This window comes from Oceanihabitans sp. 2_MG-2023 (assembly GCF_030547245.1).
In the GTDB taxonomy this organism is placed as follows: Bacteria; Bacteroidota; Bacteroidia; order Flavobacteriales; family Flavobacteriaceae; genus Oceanihabitans.
In genome coordinates, this window is record NZ_JAUOQT010000002.1 from 352,911 (window position 1) to 377,458 (window position 24,548).

The 24,548-nt window shown below is 33.3% G+C and carries 19 protein-coding genes and 1 tRNA gene; 2 read left to right on the forward strand and 18 right to left on the reverse strand.

All coding sequences use genetic code 11. The features are described 5' to 3' along the window. Positions 1–510 precede the first annotated feature (510 nt). The 12 genes from Q4512_RS05525 to Q4512_RS05580 all read right to left on the reverse strand — a co-directional run bounded on the left by Q4512_RS05525 (position 511) and on the right by Q4512_RS05580 (position 15,978). The gene (locus tag Q4512_RS05525) at positions 511–780 is read right to left on the reverse strand and encodes a hypothetical protein (protein ID WP_303422580.1); all 270 of its coding nucleotides are present in this window, start codon (positions 778–780) and stop codon (positions 511–513) included. Between the two features lie 64 nt (positions 781–844). Beyond that, complete coding sequence (locus Q4512_RS05530) at positions 845–1,501, reverse strand: hypothetical protein (RefSeq protein ID WP_303422582.1); 657 nt, start codon at positions 1,499–1,501, stop codon at positions 845–847. A 329-nt stretch (positions 1,502–1,830) separates the two neighbouring features. Beyond that, positions 1,831–2,754, reverse strand: a complete 924-nt coding sequence (gene queG / locus Q4512_RS05535; RefSeq protein ID WP_303422610.1) for a tRNA epoxyqueuosine(34) reductase QueG — start codon at positions 2,752–2,754, stop codon at positions 1,831–1,833. Between the two features lie 80 nt (positions 2,755–2,834). Beyond that, positions 2,835–3,857 carry a Holliday junction branch migration DNA helicase RuvB gene (gene ruvB, locus Q4512_RS05540; RefSeq protein ID WP_303422613.1) on the reverse strand — a complete coding sequence of 341 codons (1,023 nt, stop codon included), beginning with the start codon at positions 3,855–3,857 and terminating at the stop codon, positions 2,835–2,837. A gap of 192 nt (positions 3,858–4,049) precedes the next feature. Then, on the reverse strand, positions 4,050–5,843 hold the full coding sequence (locus tag Q4512_RS05545; RefSeq protein ID WP_303422616.1) for a cbb3-type cytochrome c oxidase subunit I: 1,794 nt from the start codon (positions 5,841–5,843) through the stop codon (positions 4,050–4,052). A gap of 28 nt (positions 5,844–5,871) precedes the next feature. Further along, on the reverse strand, positions 5,872–6,939 hold the full coding sequence (locus tag Q4512_RS05550; RefSeq protein ID WP_303422618.1) for a cytochrome c oxidase subunit II: 1,068 nt from the start codon (positions 6,937–6,939) through the stop codon (positions 5,872–5,874). Positions 6,940–6,968: 29 nt separating this feature from the next. Beyond that, positions 6,969–8,345 carry a quinol:cytochrome C oxidoreductase gene (locus tag Q4512_RS05555; RefSeq protein ID WP_303422620.1) on the reverse strand — a complete coding sequence of 459 codons (1,377 nt, stop codon included), beginning with the start codon at positions 8,343–8,345 and terminating at the stop codon, positions 6,969–6,971. A gap of 25 nt (positions 8,346–8,370) precedes the next feature. Next, on the reverse strand, positions 8,371–8,928 hold the full coding sequence (locus tag Q4512_RS05560; protein WP_303422623.1) for a cytochrome c: 558 nt from the start codon (positions 8,926–8,928) through the stop codon (positions 8,371–8,373). A 1-nt stretch (position 8,929) separates the two neighbouring features. Then, the gene (locus tag Q4512_RS05565; RefSeq protein ID WP_303422626.1) at positions 8,930–9,466 is read right to left on the reverse strand and encodes a DUF3341 domain-containing protein; all 537 of its coding nucleotides are present in this window, start codon (positions 9,464–9,466) and stop codon (positions 8,930–8,932) included. A 96-nt stretch (positions 9,467–9,562) separates the two neighbouring features. Next, positions 9,563–11,308 (reverse strand): NrfD/PsrC family molybdoenzyme membrane anchor subunit, encoded by a 1,746-nt coding sequence (gene nrfD, locus Q4512_RS05570; protein WP_303422629.1) that lies wholly within the window; start codon positions 11,306–11,308, stop codon positions 9,563–9,565. Positions 11,309–11,339: 31 nt separating this feature from the next. After that, entirely contained in the window at positions 11,340–14,609 is a 3,270-nt protein-coding gene (locus tag Q4512_RS05575; RefSeq protein WP_303422632.1) for a TAT-variant-translocated molybdopterin oxidoreductase, read from the reverse strand. Between the two features lie 73 nt (positions 14,610–14,682). Continuing rightward, positions 14,683–15,978, reverse strand: a complete 1,296-nt coding sequence (locus Q4512_RS05580; RefSeq protein ID WP_303423203.1) for a cytochrome c3 family protein — start codon at positions 15,976–15,978, stop codon at positions 14,683–14,685. 213 nt (positions 15,979–16,191) lie between these two features. On the opposite strand from Q4512_RS05580, the gene Q4512_RS05585 reads away from it, so the two are divergent. Next, on the forward strand, positions 16,192–16,590 hold the full coding sequence (locus Q4512_RS05585) for an SPOR domain-containing protein (protein WP_303422635.1): 399 nt from the start codon (positions 16,192–16,194) through the stop codon (positions 16,588–16,590). Between the two features lie 271 nt (positions 16,591–16,861). Here the strand turns inward: Q4512_RS05585 and Q4512_RS05590 are convergent, their stop codons facing one another. From Q4512_RS05590 to rimP, 5 genes are all read right to left on the reverse strand, one after another. Next, positions 16,862–17,455, reverse strand: coding sequence for a phage tail protein (locus Q4512_RS05590; RefSeq protein ID WP_303422637.1), 594 nt, complete (start codon positions 17,453–17,455; stop codon positions 16,862–16,864). 34 nt (positions 17,456–17,489) lie between these two features. Then, positions 17,490–18,083, reverse strand: a complete 594-nt coding sequence (locus Q4512_RS05595; protein ID WP_303422640.1) for a phage tail protein — start codon at positions 18,081–18,083, stop codon at positions 17,490–17,492. Between the two features lie 117 nt (positions 18,084–18,200). Then, complete coding sequence (infB, locus tag Q4512_RS05600; RefSeq protein ID WP_303422642.1) at positions 18,201–21,023, reverse strand: translation initiation factor IF-2; 2,823 nt, start codon at positions 21,021–21,023, stop codon at positions 18,201–18,203. Between the two features lie 29 nt (positions 21,024–21,052). Next, positions 21,053–22,285 (reverse strand): transcription termination factor NusA, encoded by a 1,233-nt coding sequence (nusA, locus tag Q4512_RS05605; RefSeq protein WP_303422645.1) that lies wholly within the window; start codon positions 22,283–22,285, stop codon positions 21,053–21,055. Between the two features lie 12 nt (positions 22,286–22,297). Continuing rightward, complete coding sequence (gene rimP / locus Q4512_RS05610) at positions 22,298–22,759, reverse strand: ribosome assembly cofactor RimP (RefSeq protein ID WP_303422648.1); 462 nt, start codon at positions 22,757–22,759, stop codon at positions 22,298–22,300. 509 nt (positions 22,760–23,268) lie between these two features. On the opposite strand from rimP, the gene Q4512_RS05615 reads away from it, so the two are divergent. Continuing rightward, positions 23,269–24,099 (forward strand): universal stress protein, encoded by an 831-nt coding sequence (locus Q4512_RS05615; RefSeq protein WP_303422651.1) that lies wholly within the window; start codon positions 23,269–23,271, stop codon positions 24,097–24,099. Positions 24,100–24,253: 154 nt separating this feature from the next. Here Q4512_RS05615 and Q4512_RS05620 read toward each other — a convergent pair. Beyond that, positions 24,254–24,326 (reverse strand) — tRNA-Gln (locus Q4512_RS05620). Between the last annotated feature and the right edge of the window lie 222 nt (positions 24,327–24,548).

Consider the following 24,548-nt stretch of genomic DNA (forward strand, 5'->3'; position numbering starts at 1 on the left):
TTTACACTCTTCAAAACAAACTTGCTTCTATCTTATTTAAATTTTTTGTATATATAAAAGATAAACACTGTTTATTTTGGTTTTAGCGAACCTATGAGAGCCTTTACCTAGTAGAGTCTTTCTCTTTTTTTTAGTTATTTCCTTTCTGTTTCGTATTCCACTTTTAAGATTAATAATAATAACTAAATATAGAATATTTTCTACATAAAACAAAATAATTTCACTGTAAAACACTAATTATCAGATAATAATACTGTTTTAATCTTTAACAAAACCGAAATTAGGTTGCAAGCCAGAAAACTTGGTACACCTTACTACCAATTCCGGAAGCACTTTTAATCAACATTTCCAGTGTGATTTCTTCCCAAACCCTTTGATCCTTGTTAATAGTTCTGGATGTGGTTTAAAAAGCAGCTCTTTATGTGGTCTAAAGAATTTACACCAAGAGCACATCTAGCCAATTCTCTTATTTCTTCTTGAATACGCTGTGCGAACTGTTTTAATTGATCCTTATTCGACACTGGTTTTTCTCTTTAAGTATAGAAAGGAAATCACAAATAATAACAAGTAAAACAACCAATATTTTAACTCTATAAAATTCATACCAACAATTTCTCCATTTAACCAAAACATACCATCATTAAACTTTAAATTAAATTCATTTCGCTTCTCCATTTGAATAAAACCAACCAATAAGCTAATACAGTTTACTGTTAAAAGGATTATAATAGTGAGACCTGCAGATTTACTTATTAAAGTGAAATTTTCTTTATTTGTCATAAGATTTAATTTGAATTCTGAAACTCAAGTTTTTATTAAACTTGAATTTCAGAAAATTTAATAATTATTTTGAAAGATTTATAGATAAGTTTTTGCTATTTGAAAAATCTTCTGATTTTAATTTACGTTGATTTAATGGAATAAACTTCATACTTGTAACATCATATTTTTTTCCTTTAATTGTTATTTCATGACTTATAGGACCTTCTGTTTTACTGAAACAATCACAATCAAATCCTATTGAGGCATAATGTCCCTCATGTGTATAACCTATTTCGGCTTGAACACAACACATAACAATTGCTACAACAATTTGCCACCAATCTTCTTTGGAATTCACATAAGTTATAATTGGTTCGTTTAATTTATTAAAACCATTAAAGTTATTATTTGGCCCTCCTTTGATATTTCCTGTATTAATATTATCGTCGTATGATGTGACCAATTTCTCCCCATTATATAATTCAATTCTTACTTCTTCAAAAGGAGTGTTTTCCAAATTAGGAAGTATTGTTGTTTTCCCTAACTGGTCCTTTACTATATCAAGGCTAATTATTTTATAATTATTTGATTTATATTCTAAAGCTGTTTTATTAGAATTAATAGAAGATAAGTCTATTAATTCAGATTTACTGAATTCTTTCTGCGCACTAACATCAAGACTAGTCAACATAACCAAAACTAGAGTAATAACCGACATTACATTTTTTAAGTTTTTCATTTTAATAAGATTTAAATAAGATCACCTACTCTATACGTTTTTCGGTATACCCGGCTTTTTAAAGTGTGTAAGCTTTACACTCTTCAAAACAAACTTGCTTCTATCTTATTTAATTTTTTTGTATCTTTATAAAAGATAAACACTGTTTATTTTGGTTTTAGCGAACCTATGAGAGCCTTTACCTAGTAGAGGCTTTCTCTTTTTTAATTATTTCCTTTCTGTTTCGTATTCTACTTTTTATAATTAACAACAACTAAATATAGAATATTTTCTATATAAAACAAAATAATTTTACTGTAAAACACTAATTATCAGACAATAAGTTGATTTTACTCTTTAAGAAAATGGATATTGCGTGTTAACCCAGAGAATTTGGTACGCTTTACTGCAGATTTTTGAAACACTTTTTGAAATACATCTTCTGTAATTTCTTCCCAATCCTTTTTGGTCATCGATAACAGTTCTGGGTGCGGGTTGAAAAGGGGCTCATTATGGGCTTTAGAGAACTTGTTCCAAGGACAAACGTCTTGGCAAACATCGCAACCAAACATCCAATCGTCTAATTTGTCTTTAAATTCGGTTGGAATATTTTCTTTTAACTCGATGGTAAAATAGGAAATACACTTACTGCCATCAACCACGTATGGCTCTGTTATGGCTTGTGTTGGACAAGCATCAACACATGCGGTACAGGTACCACAGTGATCTGTTACTGGCGCATCGTATTCTAAATCTAAATCTATAATTAATTCTGCTATAAAATAGAACGACCCAACTTGTTGCGTTAGTAAATTACTGTGTTTACCAATCCAACCTAAACCCGATTTAGCTGCCCATGCTTTATCTAAAACAGGAGCAGAATCAACAAATGCGCGACCATGAACCTCGCCTATTTGATCTTGGATGAAATGGGTGAGTTCTTTTAATTTGGATTTAATGACATGATGATAATCATTTCCATAGGCATATTTGGATAGTTTATAGCTATTCGCTGTTTGTTCTTTACTCGGGTAATAATTTAGGAGTAAAGAAATTACAGATTTAGAATCTGCTACGAGTTTGGTGGGATCCAGACGTTTATCGAAATGGTTTTCCATATAACGCATTTCACCGTGACTATTATTTTTAAGCCACTTTTCTAATCGTGGTGCTTCTTCTTCTAGAAATGCTGCTTTACTAATACCACAAGACAAAAAACCGAGGCGTTTGGCTTCGGATTTAATACTGCTACTATACTTTTGTTTTGTGTTCATTATTTGCATTAACGATTGAGCAATTGTTGGAGCTCCTCGCAGAGAGCGACTTGCGAAAGCGTGACCTGTAAGGAAATGCCCTAAAACAATCCTCCTTGTATTGGTCCTTTTACCTTACCAAGGTGTTTGTATGCAAGTTCGGTAACTTCACGACCTCTTGGTGTACGTATAATGAAACCTTGCTGAATAAGAAAAGGTTCATAAACCTCTTCTATGGTTTCTGAATTTTCACTAACTGCTGTTGCTAAAGTGGTAATACCTACAGGCCCTCCTTTAAACTTATCGATTAAAGTGGTTAAAATTTTATTATCCATTTCGTCTAATCCATGTGCATCTACATGTAGCGCTTCTAAGGCATATCGTGCAATTTTTATGTCTATACTACCATTTCCTTTTATTTGTGCAAAATCTCTAACTCTACGTAATAATGCATTAGCAATTCTTGGTGTTCCTCTACTTCTGCCTGCGATTTCGATAGCTGCTTCCATAGATATAGGCACATTTAAAATTTCTGCACTACGTTGTACAATAGTCGTTAGTAAATCTGTTTTATAATATTGTAGTCTACTTTGAATACCAAAACGTGCTCGCATTGGAGCAGTTAATAAACCGGATCGTGTAGTTGCTCCAATTAGAGTAAATGGGTTTAGATTAATTTGAACCGTTCTTGCGTTTGGTCCAGACTCGATCATAATATCTATTTTGTAATCTTCCATTGCAGAATACAGGTATTCTTCTACAATTGGGCTAAGACGATGAATTTCATCTATAAATAAAACATCTCGTTCTTCTAGATTGGTAAGTAATCCTGCTAAGTCTCCTGGTTTATCTAAAACTGGTCCTGAGGTTACTTTAATACCAACTTGTAATTCGTTGGCTAGTATATTTGCTAAAGTAGTTTTACCTAATCCTGGAGGTCCATGAAAAAGGGTATGATCTAAAGCTTCTGCTCTACCATTTGCTGCTTGAACAAATATTTGTAAATTTTCTAATACTTGATCTTGACCAGTAAAATCGTCGAAGGATAATGGTCTTAATTTTTTTTCTACGTCAAATTCTTCGGGTGAAAGATTTTGATCTGTTGGATCTAGGTTTTCGTTCATATTCACTTTTCGCAAAAGCGGAAATATAATTTTAATAAATAAAGACTCTTCGACTGTGCCGCAGAGTGGCCAGTAAAATACTGAAACTAATTCAATACAAACAAATATAACGAAAAAGCCTTTCTGTTTTAAGAGAAAGGCTTTTTAAATATGTTATAGAATCTCAATTATGAGACCTCTATTTTAAAGGTTTTAATGTTGTAATTCTTCTTCGCCTTCTTTTAAAGGAACATTTTGCATAACAAAATCGTCATCATGACCTGGTTTAGAATAGTCATAAGACCATCTATATACGTGAGGAATATCTCCTTCCCAGTTACCATGTATATGCTTTACTTCTGTAGTCCACTCTAAAGTAGTTGATCTCCATGGATTCTTTTCTGCTTTCTTACCAAAGAACATACTACTAAAGAAGTTATATAAGTAAATTAATTGAACAGCTCCACCAATTAAAGCAAAAACAGTAATAATTACGTTTGTATTTGCTAAATCGTCAAATAATGGAAAGTTAGAATTTGTATAATAACGTCTTGGTAATCCTGCCATTCCTATAAAATGCATTGGAAAAAACACCCCATAAGCACAAATTGCAGTAATCCAGAAGTGAATATATCCAAGGTTTTTATTTAACATTCTACCAAACATTTTTGGGTACCAATGGTAAATACCTGCGAACATTCCGTACAGGGCAGATATTCCCATAACTAAGTGGAAGTGTGCAATTACGAAGTATGTATCGTGAACATTAATATCTAATGCAGAATCTCCAAGAATAATACCAGTTAAACCTCCAGTAATAAAAGTTGAAACAAATCCAATAGAAAACAGCATTGCTGGGTTCATTTGTATGTTTCCTTTCCATATGGTGGTTATCCAGTTAAATGCTTTTACAGCGGAAGGAATTGCAATTAATAATGTTGTAAATGTAAATACAGAACCTAAGAAAGGATTCATACCTGATATAAACATATGGTGACCCCAAACGATAGTTGAAAGAAATGCAATTGCTAAAATAGAAGTAATCATGGCACGATAACCAAAAATTGGTTTACGAGAATTAGTAGCCATAATTTCGGATACTAATCCCATTGCTGGTAAGATTACAATATATACTTCTGGGTGTCCAAGGAACCAAAATAGGTGTTCGAACAATACTGGTGAACCTCCTTGATAATGTAAAACCTCTCCTTGAATAAATATATCGGATAAGAAGAAGGATGTACCAAAACTTCTATCCATTATTAGTAATAATGCTGCAGATAATAAAACTGGGAAAGATACGATACCAATGATAGCGGTTACAAAAAACGCCCAGATTGTTAATGGTAGTCTAGTCATAGACATTCCTTTAGTACGTAAATTAATAACAGTTACTACATAATTTAATGATCCTAATAAAGAGGATGCAATAAATATAGCCATAGAAACTAACCATAAAGTCATACCCATTCCTGAACCACCAGATGCTAATGGCAATGCGGATAATGGAGGATAGATTGTCCAACCTGCTGCTGCTGGTCCTGCTTCAACAAATAGTGAGATTAACATAATTACACTAGAAAGGAAGAATAACCAATATGACACCATGTTTAAGAAACCAGATGCCATATCACGTGCACCAATTTGCAACGGGATTAACAGGTTACTAAACGTACCACTTAGTCCAGCAGTAAGAACAAAGAATACCATAATGGTACCGTGAATAGTTACTAATGCTAAATAAATATCTGCATCCATAACTCCACCTGGAGCCCATTTTCCTAATAATGCTTCAAACAATACATTAGGTTCTTCTGGCCATGCAATTTGCATACGAAACATTAGAGACATAATTACTCCAATTACTCCCATGATTGTACCAGTAATAAGATACTGTTTTGCAATCATTTTGTGATCTATACTAAATATGTATTTAGTTATAAAGGTTTCTTTATGGTGATGCTCTTCGTGTGCTTCGTGATCGTGTGTATCTGCGTGTGCTGACATAATTTAATATTCTTTTGTCTTATTAAATTTAGTTAATTAGTGAGTTTTTGAAAGCTTTTTGTTCTTTCATCCAAGCGTCATACTCTTCTTGAGTTTCAACAATGATTTTCATTTGCATATTGTAATGTGATTTTCCACAAATCTTATTACATAATAATAAATAATCAAAATCGTATCTTTCTAGAGCTTCTTCTCCTTTAGCAATTAATTTTTCGCTTTTTTCAGCTCTAATACTGTTAATATTTGCCACTTTATCAATCATGTCTGGATTTTGGCGCATATCTGCAGTGGTAACTGTTGGTGTAAAACCAAATTGTGTAATCATACCTGGAACACAGTTCATTTGTGCTCTAAAATGAGGCATGTATGCTGAGTGTAAAACATCTTGAGAACGCATTTTAAATAATACAGTACGCCCAACTGGCAAATGCAGTTCTGAAGTTATAACATCATCTTGTGCATTTGGATCAGCTTCATCTAGACCTAAAATATTAGCTCTATCGATATCGATTAAACGAACATTTGCTTTTCCTAATGTATTATCTGCTCCTCCATATCTAGCTTTCCAGTTAAACTGTTGTGCATATAATTCTACTATTAAAGGATCTTCATCTTCGTTAACATTCATTATTGCAGACCATGTGAATAGTCCGTAGATAATTAAACCAGCTAAAACAATAACAGGAATGATTGTCCAAATAAACTCTAATGTGTTATTATCTGCAAAGAATAATGCTTGTTTTCCTTTTTCTCCTTTGTACTTGTATGCAAAGTAGTGTAAAAGAAATTGTGTAATGGTTTGCACTACAAAAATAAGTGCCATAGATATGATCATTAAGTTATCTATTTCAGGACCATGTTCTGATGCTGAATTAGACATTAATGGTAAATCACCTAATTCTACAAAACTCCAAATTGTTATTAAATAGATGAAAGCTAAAAAGCCCATCATTAAGTAACCGTTTAAAGTATTATCCTTATCTGTTGCAACTTGGCTATTAGATGTACCTACTTGAGCTAAATCGAATATTTTAACCATTTGCCAAATGGCAATTGCTATAAATACTAAAACTAAAATTGTTAATAAAGCAGTCATTGTTGTCTATCGTCTTTATTTATATTTTATTAATAATGAAAATTTTCGCTTTCTTTTACAAAAGGATTACGTTTTGCTAATAATGGTGCTTTTGTTAAAGCTGTAAATACCACAAATATGAATAGTCCTGCAAATAATAATAATGAACTTATTTCTGGAATACCTATAAACCATCTATCTCCTACTGTTGCAGGCATAATCATATTGAAAACATCTACATAGTGACCAATTAAGATTACAATACCAGCCATAACTACAAACCAAGGGATACGTTTATAATCGCTATTCATTAATACTAAGAAAGGGAATACTAAATTTAGTACTAACATACCAAAGAATGGTAATCTATAGTCATTTATTCTTGTTACAAAGTAAGTTACTTCTTCTGGTATATTAGCATACCAGATTAGCATGAATTGTGAGAACCATAAATAAGCCCAGAATATACTAAACCCAAACATGAATTTTGCTAAATCATGTAAGTGGCTATCGTTTACTAATTCTAAATACCCTCTAGATTTTAAGTATAAAGAAATAAAAGCGATTACAGTAATACCGCAAACCATCATTCCTGCTAAAACATACCATCCAAACAAAGTAGAGAACCAGTGAGGGTCAACACTCATAATCCAATCCCATGACATCATAGATTCTGTGTATAAAAAGAATACCAAAAATGCTGCTGAAATACGAAATGTCTTTTTAAAATTCTTATTATCGTCTGCATTATCTTGAGCGATAGAAAATTTACGAGAAAATTGTCGATATAAAACCCATCCACCAATAAAAATTAAACCTCTAATAATGAAACCCCAAACATTTAGCCATCCAGATTTACCTTGAATAAGTTTATCATGAGCAACTACTTCAGGATCCATCCAAACAAAAATATTGTTATGACCAATAAAGTGAGAAGCAGCAGCTATAGCAACTACTATTAAAGCACCTGGAAGTAGGTATGCAGTGATACCCTCCATTACTCTAAATAATACAGGAGACCATCCAGATTGGGATGCCCATTGTACTGCATAAAAAGCTAAAACACCTAGTGCAATCATCATAAAAAAGAATGCTGCTACATATAATGCAGCCCAAGGTCTATTTGCTATTTGATGTTGTACATGTTCTACATGTTTTTTGTGTTCATCTACATGTGCACCAGCTTCAGTACTATGAGAATCATCTGCATGCGCTTTTTCAGTAGCATGTGTATCGTGGCCATTTTCTGTTATTGCGTGTGCGGCTTCTTCGCCATGACCGCCACCATGGTGTGCTTCTTCAGCTAATAGGTTTTCAACGTCTTCAAAAGATTTATGAGAGGTCATAAAACCATATCCTACACCTAGTAATCCTAAAATTATTAGTGCAAAAGAAAATGTCTTTAATTTATTTGAGAATGTGTACATATCTATATATAAACTTTATCTAATCTTATTTTTCTAAATCTGCTTTCAACTTTAAAACATAAGCAACAACTTGCCAACGTTCTTCTTCATTAAGTTGGTTTGCATAAGAACCCATTGCATTTTTACCATAATAAATAGTATGATAAATACTTCCTGCTGTGATAGCTCTTCCTGCATCGTCATAACTCGGTATACCTAATATTTTTTCACGTTTAACTAGGTTTCCTTGACCATTACCTTTATTACCATGACAAATACCACAGTAAATATCATATAGCTCTTTAGCTTTAGTTTCATCATATTGCGAGGTAGCTAAAGGGCTTGTTAAACTTGCTTTCGCTAGTTCGTAGCCTGCTGTAGTATTCTCTATTTCAAAAGGAGAATATCCTCTTGGAATTGTTCCTTCTACAGGCAATTGTGCTTCTACTCCATTTTTAAAAGCAGTAGATTCGCCATACGCTTCATAAGGTACAGGTTCATACATATTAGGCATGAATTGATAGTTAGGTCTAGAATCTTTTTTACAAGATACTATTGAACTTACTACAAGTACGAATACAAATATTTTTATTAAATGCTTCATATTAATGTTCATCTTCTTTATCAATAATATTTACTTCTACAGCACCTGTTTCTTTTAACAAGTTTGTTAATTCATTTTGGTTATCATGAACTGCAATTTCCATTAAAAAGTGGTCATCTGTCGTTCTTGGGTCTGGATTTTCTGCATTCTTAAATGGCCACATTCTACTACGTAAGTAAAATGTTATTACCATTAAATGGGCTGCAAAGAATACGGTTAACTCAAACATGATTGGTACAAACGCAGGCATATTCTCGATATAGCTAAAACTAGGTTTACCACCAATATTTTGAGGCCAATCTTCAATCATAATGAAATTCATCATTAAAATTGCTACAGTTAAACCAACACATCCATACATAAATGATGTAATTGCTATTCTAGTTGGAGCTAATCCCATTGCCTTATCTAGTCCGTGAACTGGAAAAGGTGTATATATTTCTTCAATGTGATGCTTTTCGGCTTTAACCGTTTTTACAGCATTCATTAACACATCGTCGTCTGTATAAATAGCGTGAATTACTTTTGAAGCTTTCATCTGTTAATTCTTATTGTTTTTTTATTGTCAGATGCAACCTCAAAACAGCATCATTATTTATATTAATTTTACTAGCTTGAGGTTTCATTTGCTATTTTAGTTTATTAATTTTTTAGCTTGTCCTGCCCAATCATCACGTTCTGCTCTTCCTGGGAAAGATTCAGTAATAGAATCTAACAAGTTATATTCATTATTTGTCATCTTACTTACTTGTAAGAAAGTATATATTCCAATACTATTTAATACTTCTTCCATTTTTGGACCAACACCATTAATCTTTTTAAGATCATCTGCTTGTTGTGTATTAGGATCGAAAGTTCCTATGCTACCTAAAAGGTTACTTACTTTAGCCGAATTTTCTTCGGTAGAAACTGTTTCTACTTTTTCAACTTTAGGTGTTGAAGTTACAACAGCCTTTCCTGATGTTCTTTCATCTGTTCCAGTACCAACTAAGCTATCTCCTCTTTCTCTAATCTTCTTGTAACGTTCACCTGAAGATTTTAAGATGGTTTTAACCTCTGCTTGTGCAATTACAGGGAAAGTTCTAGAATATAATAAGAATAATACAAAGAAGAATCCTATAGTACCAATGAATATTCCAATATCTACAAAAGTAGGAGAGAACATTGTCCATGAGGATGGTAAGTAATCTCTATGTAATGAAGTTACAATAATTACAAAACGCTCGAACCACATTCCAATATTTACTATAATAGAGATGAAGAAAGAGAACATGATACTTGTTCTTAATTTCTTAAACCACATAAATTGTGGAGAAAATACGTTACATGTCATCATTGCCCAATATGCCCACCAGTATGGTCCAGTTGCTCTGTTTAAGAATGCAAATTGTTCATATTCTACACCAGAATACCATGCTATAAATAACTCTGTTATATATGCAACACCAACAATAGAACCTGTAATCATGATTACAATGTTCATTAATTCGATATGTTGTACTGTAATATAATCTTCAAGGTTACATACCTTTCTCATAATAATAAGAAGTGTATTTACCATTGCAAATCCTGAGAATACTGCTCCTGCAACAAAGTATGGAGGGAAAATGGTAGTATGCCAACCAGGAATAACTGATGTTGCGAAATCAAAAGATACAATTGTGTGTACAGAAAGTACTAAAGGAGTTGCTAATCCGGCAAGTACTAAAGATACTTCTTCAAAACGTTGCCAATCTTTTGCTCTACCAGACCAACCGAAACTTAACAATGCGTAAATTTTCTTTTGAAAAGGTTTCACTGCTCTATCTCTTAACATGGCAAAATCTGGTAATAAACCTGTCCACCAGAAAACTAGAGATACAGATAAGTACGTAGAAATTGCAAATACATCCCAAAGTAAAGGAGAGTTAAAATTTACCCATAGAGATCCAAATTGATTTGGGATTGGTAATACCCAATATCCTAACCAAGGTCTTCCCATGTGTATAATAGGGAATAAACCGGCTTGAACTACAGAGAAAATTGTCATTGCTTCTGCAGAACGGTTAATTGCCATTCTCCATTTTTGACGGAAAAGTAAAAGTACTGCAGAAATTAATGTTCCTGCGTGACCAATACCAACCCACCAAACGAAGTTAGTAATATCCCAAGCCCAACCAACGGTCTTGTTTAAACCCCAAGTACCAATACCTGTAGATACTGTGTAAAGTATACATCCTATTCCCCAAAGAAAAGCTACTAATGCTATAGAAAATACTATCCACCATTGCTTATTTGCTTTACCTTCTATAGGTCTTGCCACATCCACAGTAACATCGTGGTATGATTTTTCACCTGTAACTAAAGGTCTTCTAATAGGTGCTTCGTAATGAGACGCCATAATGCTTTATAATTGTTTCTTAATTAATTTTTTATGCTTCGGTTGTATTTCTCACTTTAGTATGGTACTGCACATTCGGCTTAGTACCAACACTTTCTAATAAGTGATACATACGGTTATCTTCTTTAAGTTCTGCAACTTTAGATTCTTTATCGTTAATGTCTCCAAAAACCATTGCTCCACTACTACAAGCAGCTGAACAAGCGGTTTGGAATTCACCATCTTTAATTTCTCTTCCATCACGTTTTGCATCAAGAATTGTTTTTTGTGTCATTTGAATACACATAGAACATTTTTCCATAACTCCACGAGAACGAACTACAACATCTGGATTTAACACCATACGTCCTAAATCATCATTCATATGGTAATCAAACTCATCGTTACCATTATATAAGAACCAGTTGAAACGACGCACTTTATACGGACAGTTATTTGCACAGTATCTCGTACCTACACAACGGTTATATGCCATATGGTTTTGACCTTGACGACCATGAGAAGTTGCAGCAACTGGACAAACAGTTTCGCAAGGTGCATGGTTACAATGTTGACACATTACTGGTTGAAAAGCTACTTGAGGATTATCAGAAGCTTGTTCTAATTCCCCAAATTCACTTAATGAACTACTTAAACCAGAAATATTATCTTTCTTTTCATTATCTCCAGCGAAAGATTCTTCTGAAGAATAATATCTATCTATACGTAACCAGTGCATGTCACGACTACGTCTAATTTCTTCTTTACCTACAACTGGAACATTGTTTTCTGCATGACATGCAATAACACATGATCCACATCCTGTACAGGCATTTAAATCAATCGATAAATTAAAGTGATGCCCTATTGAACGATCAAACTCATCCCAAAGATCTGCATCTTTAGAAGTTACAGGGATTTCATCATGATTATAAGAAACAACTGGCATTGTATTCCAATACTTTTTATCTTTAGTATTAAATACTTCTAATGTTGTTTCTTTTATTATGTCACCACGTCCCATTAATGTGTTGTGTAATTGTACACAAGCAAATTCATGTTCTCCTGGTATTACTTTTACTGAAACATTATTTTGAACCGTATTAAAATCTTGATAAAATGGGAATGCATTCGTACCTGTTTGCATTTCTTCTTTTAATCCGTTTTTGCGTCCAAAACCAAAAGACATTCCTAAAGAACCAACCGCTTGACCCGGTTGAATAATTACAGGAACTACCTCTGTAATACCATTTACAGTTAATTCTACTAAACTAGAATTTAAACCACCTGTAGCAACATGCCAGTTTTTAACACCAAGCTTTTCTGCATCATTAGCAGACATGGTTAGGTAGTTATCCCAAGTTGTTCTTGTAATAGGATCTGGAAACTCTTGTAACCAAGGGTTATTGGCTTGTTGCCCATCTCCCATTCCTGTTTTAGAATATAAGGTTAACTCTAATTCTGATGTTTTAGCTGAAGCTGCTAAAGCTCTAGCTGCATCTCCACCTGATTTAGCAGACACACCAGCAATAGACCCACTATTTGTAGTCGTAGTTGTTGAAGAAGAAGTAGTAGTTGTATACTCATCTTTATCTTCATCTTTAATACCAACTCCAACGGCAGCTTTATGAATAACACCACCAACCCAAGTTCTATCTTTTTTATCTTTTAATCCTGTAGTAGTTGTATGTGTTGTTTCAGAAGAACTTCCATTTGTTGCTCCTAAAGATACTCCTGAAACAAAAACACCATCATGCAATGCTTTGTTAAAAGATCCACCACCAACTATACTAGATTTCCATGTTTGCTTGATATAATCATGAAATGATTGCTCACTTCCTGTCCATTTTAATAAAGCATCTTGAAATTGTCTTGTGTCGAATAAAGGACGAATAGTTGGTTGCGTCAACGCGAATTGTCCTTTTTTCATTTCTACATCTCCCCAAGATTCTAAATAATGAGGTGCTGCTGCAATATATGTAGAAGCAGATGCAGTTTCATCAGCTTTCATAGAGAAAGTAACAGAAACTAAATCTTTATTTTTTAACCCTTCAGCAAAATCTGCTGCATTAGGTAATGTATATAATGGATTTACTCCACTCATGATTAAAGCACCCACTTTACCTGCTTTCATATCAGCAACTAAAGCATCTACCGCTTTATCATTTCCTTGTCTTGTTTTTATTGGAGAAACAGTATCAAAAGCTTTAGAATTTAAAGCTTCGTTTATTTCTAAAACAACTGTTTGTGCATTTACATCTTGTAATCCAGTTACAACAACTCCATTTCTTCCAGCTTTTTTAAGCTGAGAAGCTGCTTGACGTACAGCTTTATCCATTGCTTCTGGCAATGTTCCTGAAACTGAACCTCCAACAACATAAGAATACAACTTAGCTAAAGCTATTTTTTGTTGACTTGGTGTTAAAGGAATACGTTTATCTGCATTAGCTCCAGATAAGGACATATTAGATTCAAACTGAATATGACGAGACATTTTTCCATGATTAGGAATTTTGTTCTTTGCATATCCGGAATCAAATCCTCCACCTTGCCAATCTCCTAAAAAGTCTGCACCAATAGAAACAATTGTCATGGCTTTAGAAAAATCGTAATTAGCTAAAGCACGCTCTCCGTATTTAGCTTGGTAAGCATCTAATGCAGCAGATTCTGAAACAGCATCATAAACTACATGACGAACATTACCATATTTAGATTTAAACTCTGAAATTAATTTTGAAGTTGATGGACTTGCAAAAGTTTGTGTTAATAAAACAATGTCTTTACTAGAACCTTTAACAGCCTCTAGTTTCTGTTGCATTGCATTATCAAGTTCTGTCCAAGAGATAGCCTTTTCGCCATGCATTGGGCCTTGAACTCTTAAACTATCATACAATCCTAAAACCGAAGCATTTACTCTAGCATTAGCACTTCCGTTAGAAGGAGCCATGGTATTGTTTTCGATTTTAATAGGACGACCTTCGCGAGTTTTAACTAAAACAGATGCAAAATCAAATCCGTTTGCAATAGTAGTTGCGTAGTAGTTAGCAACACCAGGAATAATTTCTTGCGGTTGCACTACATAAGGAATAGATTTAATAACTGGTCCTTCGCAGGCAGCAAGTGATGCTGCAGCTGTACTAAAACCAACATATTTTAAGAAATCACGACGTGTAGTTGAAGAAGACTCTAGAGTCTCTTTGTCTCCTAAAAATTCGTCTGTAGGAATTTCTTCAACAAATTCGTTTTGTTTTAGCGTCTCAACAATAGAGCTATTTTCGTTTAGCTCCTCAACACTTTTCCAGTATTTCTTGTTTGATGACATATTATATAATTGAATTACTTCTTATTAATTATTTTTAAAATTTTTCCGCGAAAGCGAAAGGGAAACTACTCTATTAGTAGTGACATTTACCACATTCTAATCCACCCATTTGTGCTGCAGTTAACTGCTCAACTCCATATTTTTTAGATAGCTCTTCGTGAATTTTTGTATAGTATGCGTTGTCTTTTACTTTTACGTTTGTTTCTCTGTGACAATTAATACACCAACCCATAGTTAATGGCGCATGCTGGTACATTATTTCCATTTCTTCAACAGGACCATGACATGTTTGACATTCTAATCCTGCAACAGTTACGTGTTGTGAGTGATTAAAATATGCAAAATCAGGCAAATTATGAATACGTATCCACTTCACTGGTTGTGGATTTCCTGAATATTTTTGATCAGCATCACTCCATCCTGCAGCTGCATATAACTTTTGAATTTCACCATCGTAGAATTCTTTTGTGTATTCTGCTGATGTTTCTCCTGTATATTCGTATACCGACTTATGACAGTTCATACAAACATTCAATGAAGGAATCCCTGAAGTCTTGCTTACTCTAGCAGAAGAATGACAGTATTTACAATCTACACCATTATCTCCAGCATGTATTTTATGTGAAAAATGTATTGGCTGTACTGGCTGATAGCCTTGATCTACACCAACTTGAGATAAGTAACCATATACAAAATAAGCACTAGCTAATAAAAAGAATATTGCGGTTACTAATACTAAGAATTGATTTTGTGCAAAGGCCTTCCATATTGGCAAGCTTTTATCTTCAGTATCAATCTCAACTCCTTTAGCATCTGCAAATCTGCGTAATGTTTTATTCACCAACACTAATGCTAATGCTAACAACCCAAACAACACAGCAAGAGCCCCTAAAATCAATTTATTAGAAACGCTATCCCCATCTCCTGCTGCTGGAGTCACTCCAACTTGAGTAGCAGTATTAGCAGCTGGCGCTTTTGCTTCTTCGGCAGTATATGCTAAAATATTATTAATATCATCATCTGATAATTGCGGGAAAGCAGTCATTGCAGCTCCGCCATACTCATTATAAATTTTGTTTGCGTAAGCATCTCCTGACTTAATTACTCCTGAACTATTACGAATCCAAGCAGAAAGCCATGCTCTATCTAAACCTTCATCGTCTGACAAACGTTGCTCTACATTACGTAAAGCAGGACCTGTCATTTTCTTATCTAGTTTATGACAAGCAGCACAATTTGCATTAAATAAAGATTTACCCTTTGCTGGATCACCTTCTTGAGCAGAAAGCGCCATGGAAAACGTTAGTAAAATAATTAAGCTTAAACGAAGAATAGTTGCACTTAATTTACGGTGAATCACCTGTTTCATATTATTGGTTGAATTAACTTCTAAACTTTGGTATGGTTTTTTCATTTAATAAAAGAAAAAATACAGTTATAAAATCTCAAGCAAAAGTAATATTAAAAGTCGATTTTAGAAATGTTAGGGAACTGTTAATTGCTAATTTAGAGAAATTCTAAATAATAAATCACCTAACTATTTAGTTTATAACATTTACATTTGCATTAAATATTGTTAAAAATGAAATTATTAAAAACAAAATACATTATTACCTCTCTCTTTTTAACTTTTACATTTACAGCCATTTGCAATGCGCAACAAGGCACTGTAACAGTAAATCAGGACAAAGAAATTACAGCTTTATTAAAGCTAAAAAAAGAAATTAACACGAATGAAGATACAAGTGACAGATATAAAATTCAGATATTTTCTGGAAGAAGGGGTATCGCAGAAACAAAACAAACTGATTTTAAAGGTGCTTATGCGCAATGGTCCAGTAAGTTAGTTTACGAAACACCCAATTATAAAGTTTGGGTTGGCAGTTTTAGAAATAGATTAGAAGCAGAAAGAGCTTTATTGAAAGTGAAAAATAAATTCCCTAATGCTTTTCTTTTTAAACCAAAAAAGAAGCAAGAATAATAATGAAACAAAAAAAGCGACCAATTGTCGCTTTTTTTAATCTAAAAATTTATCTAGTATCTTTTTAATAGCTTAGGTAGTTAATTCTATCTCTTCAGTATAACTTTTTAAACAAATAAACTTGCACTAACTCAATCCTAAACACCATTATTAGAAGGGGGTAGAGATTTAAGATTTCTACTTTTGTCCAAAAATATATCGAATTATAAAGAGTAGAATTACAATATAAATTATATCTCTTATTTCTAGGCCTTTAATTTATTGGACACCTTTAATCTCTGGAAGGATAATACCCATTTAAACATATAATATAATTAACCGCTTTATAAGGCGCTATATTAGTATGAGGCAAAGAACCACCTGTGTTTGCAAGTTGCACTGCTGTTGGAGACATTTGCGTATTGCCCGTAGTCCCATACCCTTCTCCTTGCGCCCAGACTGCAGCATTGGGTATATCTGTTTCGAGTCCGCTATCTACTGGTGCAGTCGCATTTACTTGTGTTGTATGCGCATGGCTAGGTATTTGATTTGGCGATAATGTAACAGATTCCACTCCGCCGTTTTGTCCAAGGCTATACGGACTTAATCCTGGACCCGACCCAGGATGAATTACTACTCTACCCCTTAAATCTGGTAGTCCAAAAGTGGTTCTTCCATCGCCACCATAGGTGGTTCCCAGGATAGAAAATAAAGCTGTATTATCAGAAATCAAAAGTAATTGACCATTGCAAAATGCCCAATTTCGAGGTGCAAAATTACCTGCAAACATTTGTACTTCACCAATTAAACCGTCTGTCTGTGCTTGACTTGTATTTATAAAGCTTAGGCATATAACCAAACTTAAAATAGTTATTATTTTTTTCATCTTATTACTTATTAAATTAATATTTAACTTTAAATTAATTTCTTGAAGGGTAAGTTCCTTGCAAAGCAATAATATAATTTATTGTGGTGTATGGTTGTCTATTTTCATGCCCTTGACTGCCTCCTGTAGGTACTACAATTACAGCATTGGTAGACATGGTTGTATTAGACGTAGGAGCATAACTACCTCCTTCTGCCCAAAAGTTATTAGTGGGATCATCAGAATTTTGGCCACGCCCAATTGGAGATGTTGCATTAACCTGTGTAGTATGCGAATGACTTGGCAATTGATTTGTAGTTAAGTATACTTGCTCTACGCCTCCACCTTGTCCTAAACTATAATTGGACAAACCTGGTCCTTGCCCCGCATGAATAGGAGCTCTACCTCTTAAATCTGGTAAAGCAAAAGTTGTTCTACCGTCACCACCATAAATAGTTCCTAATAAAGAAAATAAAGCTTGGTTAGAGTTAATGGGAAGTAATGTCCCATCACAGAAAGCCCATCCTCGAGGTGCGAAATTACCGGCAAACATACTAATTTGCCCTAAGTAAGGGTCGGATTGCGCATTAGTAGTATTACTAAAACTGAAACATAGCAAAAGGCATAAAATTGAAATGGTTTTTTTCATGATTAAAATATTTTAAATTGTTAATAGCTTTAATCAAAGAACGTTATTTTTTTTTTAATCATAAAAAAAAGCGACCAAATGGTCGCTTTTCAGGTATTTATACGTGTAAAAAATATACTATTTAAGTTTCTTTTTTACTTCTACTTCATGGAATGCTTCAATAACATCTAATTCTTTAATGTCGTTGTAGTTTTTAATTTGTGTACCAAAATCGTATCCTTTAGAAACTTCTTTAACATCGTCTTTAAAACGTTTTAATGAAGCTAATTCTCCAGTGTAAATTACAACTCCATCACGTATTAGACGTATTCCTGAGTTTCTCATAATTTTACCTGTCAATGCCATACAACCTGCAATACTTCCAATTTTAGAAACCTTGAATATTTCTCTAATTTCTGCGGTACCAGTAATTTCTTCTTTAAGCTCTGGAGATAACATACCTTCCATTGCGTCTTTAAGATCATTAATAGCATCGTAAATAATGGAGTACATTCGGATATCGATTTCTTCGTTATCTGCAATTTGTCTTGCATTACCCATTGGACGAACATTAAATCCTATAATAATAGCATCTGAAGCAGTTGCTAATAATACATCACTTTCTGTAATTGGTCCAACCCCTTTATGTATAATATTTATTTGAATTTCTTCAGTAGATAATTTCTGGAAAGAATCTGTTAAAGCTTCCACAGAACCATCCACATCACCTTTTAGTATAATGTTTAATTCTTGGAAATCACCAAGTGCAATACGACGTCCTATTTCATCTAGTGTTATATGACGTTGTGTACGTACAGATTGCTCACGTTGTAATTGTGTACGTTTTGTTGCAATTTGTTTTGCTTCTCTTTCATCTTCAAAAACATTAAACTTATCTCCTGCTTGTGGTGCGCCATCTAAACCAAGAATAGATACTGGAGTAGATGGTCCAGCTTCTTTAATCTCGTTACCACGTTCATCATGCATTGCTTTTATTTTTCCACTGTTTTTACCAGCTAACACATAATCTCCAATACGTAATGTACCTGCTTGCACTAAGATTGTAGACACATATCCACGACCTTTATCTAAGAATGCTTCTACCACTGTACCTTGCGCTAATTTATCTGGGTTTGCAGTTAACTCTAAAAGCTCTGCTTCTAAAAGTACTTTTTCTAAAAGTTCTTTTACACCTGTTCCCATTTTAGCAGAAATATCATGGGATTGAATTTTACCTCCCCAATCTTCTACTAGTAAGTTCATTTGCGCTAAACCACTTTTAATATTTTCTGGGTTTGCATCTGGTTTATCTATTTTATTAATTGCGAAAACTATTGGCACTCCCGCTGCCTGTGCATGCGAAATTGCTTCTTTTGTTTGTGGCATGATATCATCATCTGCTGCTGCAACAATAATAGCGATATCTGTTACTTGCGCTCCACGCGCACGCATTGCTGTAAAGGCTTCGTGACCTGGAGTATCTAAAAACGCTATTTTTTGCCCGTTATCTAAGGTTACACCATAAGCACCAATATGCTGTGTAATTCCTCCAGATTCACCAGCGATTACATTTTCTTTACGAATATAATCTAGAAGTGATGTTTTACCGTGATCAACGTGACCCATTACAGTTACAATTGGTGCACGTGGTTTTAAATCTTCTGGTTTATCGACAACTTCTTCAATAGACTCTTCGATATCTGCAGTAATAAATTCTACTTGATAACCAAATTCGTCTGCAACTATAGAAAGTGTTTCGGCATCTAAACGTTGGTTCATAGTTACCATCATACCAAGTGACATACATGCTGATATAATTTGTGTAACTTGAACATCCATCATGGTTGCTACTTCATTTGCAGTTACAAATTCGGTTACTTTAAGAATTTTGTTTTCTGCAGCTTCTATTTGTTGATCAATCTCCGTTTGTTCTCTGTGTTGATCTCTTTTATCTCTTCTATATTTAGCACCTTTACCTTTATTAGATTTACCTTGTAGTTTTTCTAAGGTTTCACGTACTTGTTTTTTAACGTCTTCTTCACTTGGCTCTTCTTTAACAATATTTCTTCTTCCTTTGCCTTGCCCTGGTTTGTTTCCTTTAAATCTGTTGTTACCACCAGTATTTCCTCCAGATCTATTATCTCCTGGTTTAGAAATTCTACGACGTTTACGTTTATTATCTGAAGATTTATCGTCTTTCTTATTGTCTTCTTTTTTCTTTTTAGGTTTATTAAATTGGCTTAAATCAATTTTAGTACCTGAAATTTTAGGACCAGTAAGTTTTTGATATTTTGTTTCTACCTTTTCTTCCAGAATTGGTTGATCTTCTGTTTTGGTTTTTTCGGTTTTAGCTTCTTCTTTTTTTGTAGTTATTGGTTTTTCAACTTTATCTACTATTTCAGCTTTTTTAACTTTATCGACCTGAACTGGAGTTTCTACCTTTTCAACTTTAGCAGGCTTTTCTACTTCTGTTTGTTTGGTTTCCTTAGGTTTTTCTACTTCTATAGGTGTTGGAGCTACTTCTTCTTTAACCGTTTTTTCTTGCTTAACTTTTTCGGTCTTAGGTTTTGGTTCCTCTACAGCTTTTTTAGCTTTTGGATCTAAATCTATTTTACCAACTTGCTTTGGTCCAGACAGAGTAGATTTTGCTTTAACAATTTCTTGTTGTTTGGCTTCTTCTCGTTTGGTTTCAGCTTTTTGTTTTTCTTCTAATTCTTTCTCACGTTGAACACGTAAAGCCTCTTTTTCTTTGAGTTTTGCTTCACTAACTTCTTGTGATGCCATTCTTTTGGTAGCATCTGTTTGAAATTCGTTTGAAAGAATTTGATAAACTTCTTCTGAAATTTTTGTAGTAGGACGCTTCTCTATTTCGATGCTTTTAGATTCTAAAAAATCTACTGCACGATCGATAGAGATGTTAAGCTCGCGTAATACTTTATTTAATCTTACTGTTCCAGCCATAAATTGCTTGTAATATAACCTAAAATGTGTTAGTCTTCAAATTCTGCTTTAAGAATTCTAACAACTTCGTTTATTGTTTCTTCTTCTAAATCTGTACGTTTCACTAAATCTGCAACGTCTTGTTCTAGTACACTTTTTGCTGTGTCTAGTCCTGCTTTGCTAAATTCTTCTATAATCCACCCATCAATTTCATCTGAGAATTCACGTAATTCTACATCTTCCTCTGCTCCTTCTCTAAATACGTCAATTTCGTAACCCGTTAGTTTTCCAGCTAAACGTATGTTGTGTCCTCCACGACCAATAGCTTTACTTACTTCTTCTGGTTTTAAAATTGCTTCTGCTCTTTTGTTTTCTTCATCAATTTTAATCGATGTTACTCGAGCTGGACTTAATGCTCTTGTAATATACAATTGTAAATTGTTTGTGTAATTAATTACATCTATATTTTCGTTTCCTAATTCACGAACAATACCATGAATTCTAGATCCTTTCATACCTACACATGCTCCTACTGGATCTATTCTATCGTCATAAGAATCTACAGCTACTTTTGCTTTTTCGCCAGGAATACGCACAACATTTTTAATTGTAATTAAACCGTCAAAAACTTCTGGGATTTCTTGCTCAAATAATTTTTCTAAAAATGCTGGTGCAGTTCTAGACATGATTATTGCTGGCTTGTTTCCTTTTAACTCTGCGCTTTCAATGATTCCTTTTACGTTATCTCCTTTACGGAAAAAATCGGAAGGGATTTGCTTATCTTTTGGTAAGATAATTTCATTTCCTTCATCATCTAAAAGTATTACAGCTCTGTGACGAATATGGTGAACTTCTGCTGTATAAATTTCGCCTACTAATTCTTGAAATTGCTTGTAAATATTAGTATTGTCGTGTTCGTGAATTTTAGATATTAAGTTTTGTCTTAATGCTAATATGGAACGACGCCCAAGGTCTATTAACTTTACCTCTTCGGATACATCTTCACCAACTTCAAAATCTGGTTCTATTTTTTGTGCTTCCGTTAACGATATTTCTTGATTTGGCTCTTCTACTTCACCATCTGCGACTACAATTCTATTTCTCCAAATTTCTAAATCCCCTTTATCTGGGTTAATAATAATATCAAAATTATCATCATCTCCAAATTTCTTTTTTAAGGCGTTTCTAAAAACATCTTCTAAAATAGCCATTAAGGTTACACGATCTATTAATTTATCGTCTTTAAATTCTGAAAAAGAATCAATTAATGCAAGATTTTCCATAACTCCTTTAAATTAAAATTTAATCATAACTTTTGCTTCTACAATATTTTCGTAGGCAATATCTGCCTGTTTTTGGACTGTTACTTTACCTTTACCTACTGGTTTAGGCTCTCTGCTTTTCCATTGCAAAGTAATTTCATTTTCGGTAGCTTTTGTAAGCTTCCCTTCTATATTTTCTGTTTTTGTTTTAACTTCTAAAGACCTACCAATGTTTTTGATGTACTGACGCTTATGTGACAAAGGAGAGGTTGCTCCTGCAGATGCTACTTCTATGGAGAAATCTACTTCTTCTCTGTCTAAATTATTTTCAACAGCTCTACTTATAAAGATACAATCTTCTACAGTTACGCCATTATCGCCATCTAAAATTATTTTTATTGCGTTATCTGGTGCTATAGAAAACTCTATAAGGAAAAGATTCGGTTTTTCTTCTAAACCAGCTTCTAACAAGTCTTGTACTGTATTCTTAAACATTTTTTGGTATAAAAAGAGGGGACTTTTCGTCCCCTCATCTTTTTCTTTTTCGTTTCAACGCTGCAAATATACAATTTTTATCTTGAATTGCAAAAGTTGTTGAAACAACAATAGTTATAATTTAAAGAATTTCTTTTTCTTCAAAAATCAAAACTACTTTCTAATCGCTCTCATTAACAATTACAAATGATCACTTGTTCTCTTTAACCTCTATAACTTATGAATTTTCAACTTTTTAAAATATATTTTTACATTAAAAAATCAACCAGAAAAAACACGAATCTATTTAGTTGATAAAGTATCCCCTCAATGCCACTATCCATTTTACTTTTAATTATTCTAAATCGAACAGAAACGAAACTAAATAAGTTAAAAGAAAGTAAGTTACATATAAATGAAGCGGTTCTTTTTTTATAAAAAACCCATAAAAATTTCTCAAAGCAAAAAAATGTCATTTATATTTCTTAAATTTAAGAAGCTATTCCTCTAAACTAAATTTTATAAATATTATGAAAAAAATACTTGTACCAACAGACTTTTCAGATCAAGCAAATTACGCTCTTGAAGTTGCTGCGCAACTTGCAAAAAAAAATAATGGTGAAATCTTCTTACTTCATATGCTAGATTTACCTTTAAATCAAATACCTGAACTTGGAGGAGATACAGCAGGAAACATCCCAGAAGCAATGTTTTTTATGAAATTGGCACACAAAAAATTTGAAGAAATTTTAGAGCAAGATTTTTTAAAAGGAATAACAGTACATGAAACCGTTAACTTTCATCAAACCTTTGATGGAATAAAAAAAACCTGCAAAGAAAACAATGTTGACATGATAATAATGGGCTCCCATGGAGCTAGTGGCTTAAAAGAAATGTTTATTGGCTCGAATACAGAAAAAGTAGTACGTTCTTCTGATGTTCCAGTTCTTGTAATTAAAAATGATCATAAAAATTTTACTGTGAATGATTTTGTATTTGCTTCAGACTTTAAGAATGACAGTAAGGAGACTTACAAACAAGCGATTGAGTTTGCTCAACTTTTTAATTCTAAAATCCATTTATTATTTGTTAATACACCAAATAGATTTACAACTACCGCTACAGCCAACACAAGAATCTTAGAATTTATTGAAGACTATGACTTTACTAATTATAAGATCAACATCTTTAATGACGAATCTGTAGAAAAAGGAATTTTAAATTTTTCGCACATTATTGGTGCAGATTTAATAGGAATAAGCACACATGGTAGACAAGGAATTGCACATTTTTTCAACGGAAGTATTAGCGAGGATCTTGTAAATCATGCTAAACGCCCTGTAATTACTTTTAAGATATAATTTACAAATCATTGAAACAAAAAGGATTTCACTAAAAGAAAGTCTTTTTTATTAGCTCTTTATAACTGTGCGCTAAGCACTAATTTCTAGCTTACCATATACTAAAAACAAAAAAATCCTTACTTATTTAAAGTAAGGATTAATTTAATTAATGTTGGCCCACTAGGGCTCGAACCTAGACTCTTCTGCACCAAAAACAGACGTGTTGCCAGTTACACCATGGGCCAATATCTCAAAACGAGATTGCAAATTTAACACAAAGTTTTATTTGAGCAAACTTTTTTAAAGAAAAAAAATTAAAATTTCATCTTTCTTTTAAAACACTAATATAACCGATATTTCACTTCTGTAATTTAGCCCATAATCTTTAGCAATTTAGTTATGAAAACCTTAAAATCTATGCTCATTTCATATTTATTATTAAATTCGCCATGTTAACAAGATAGATA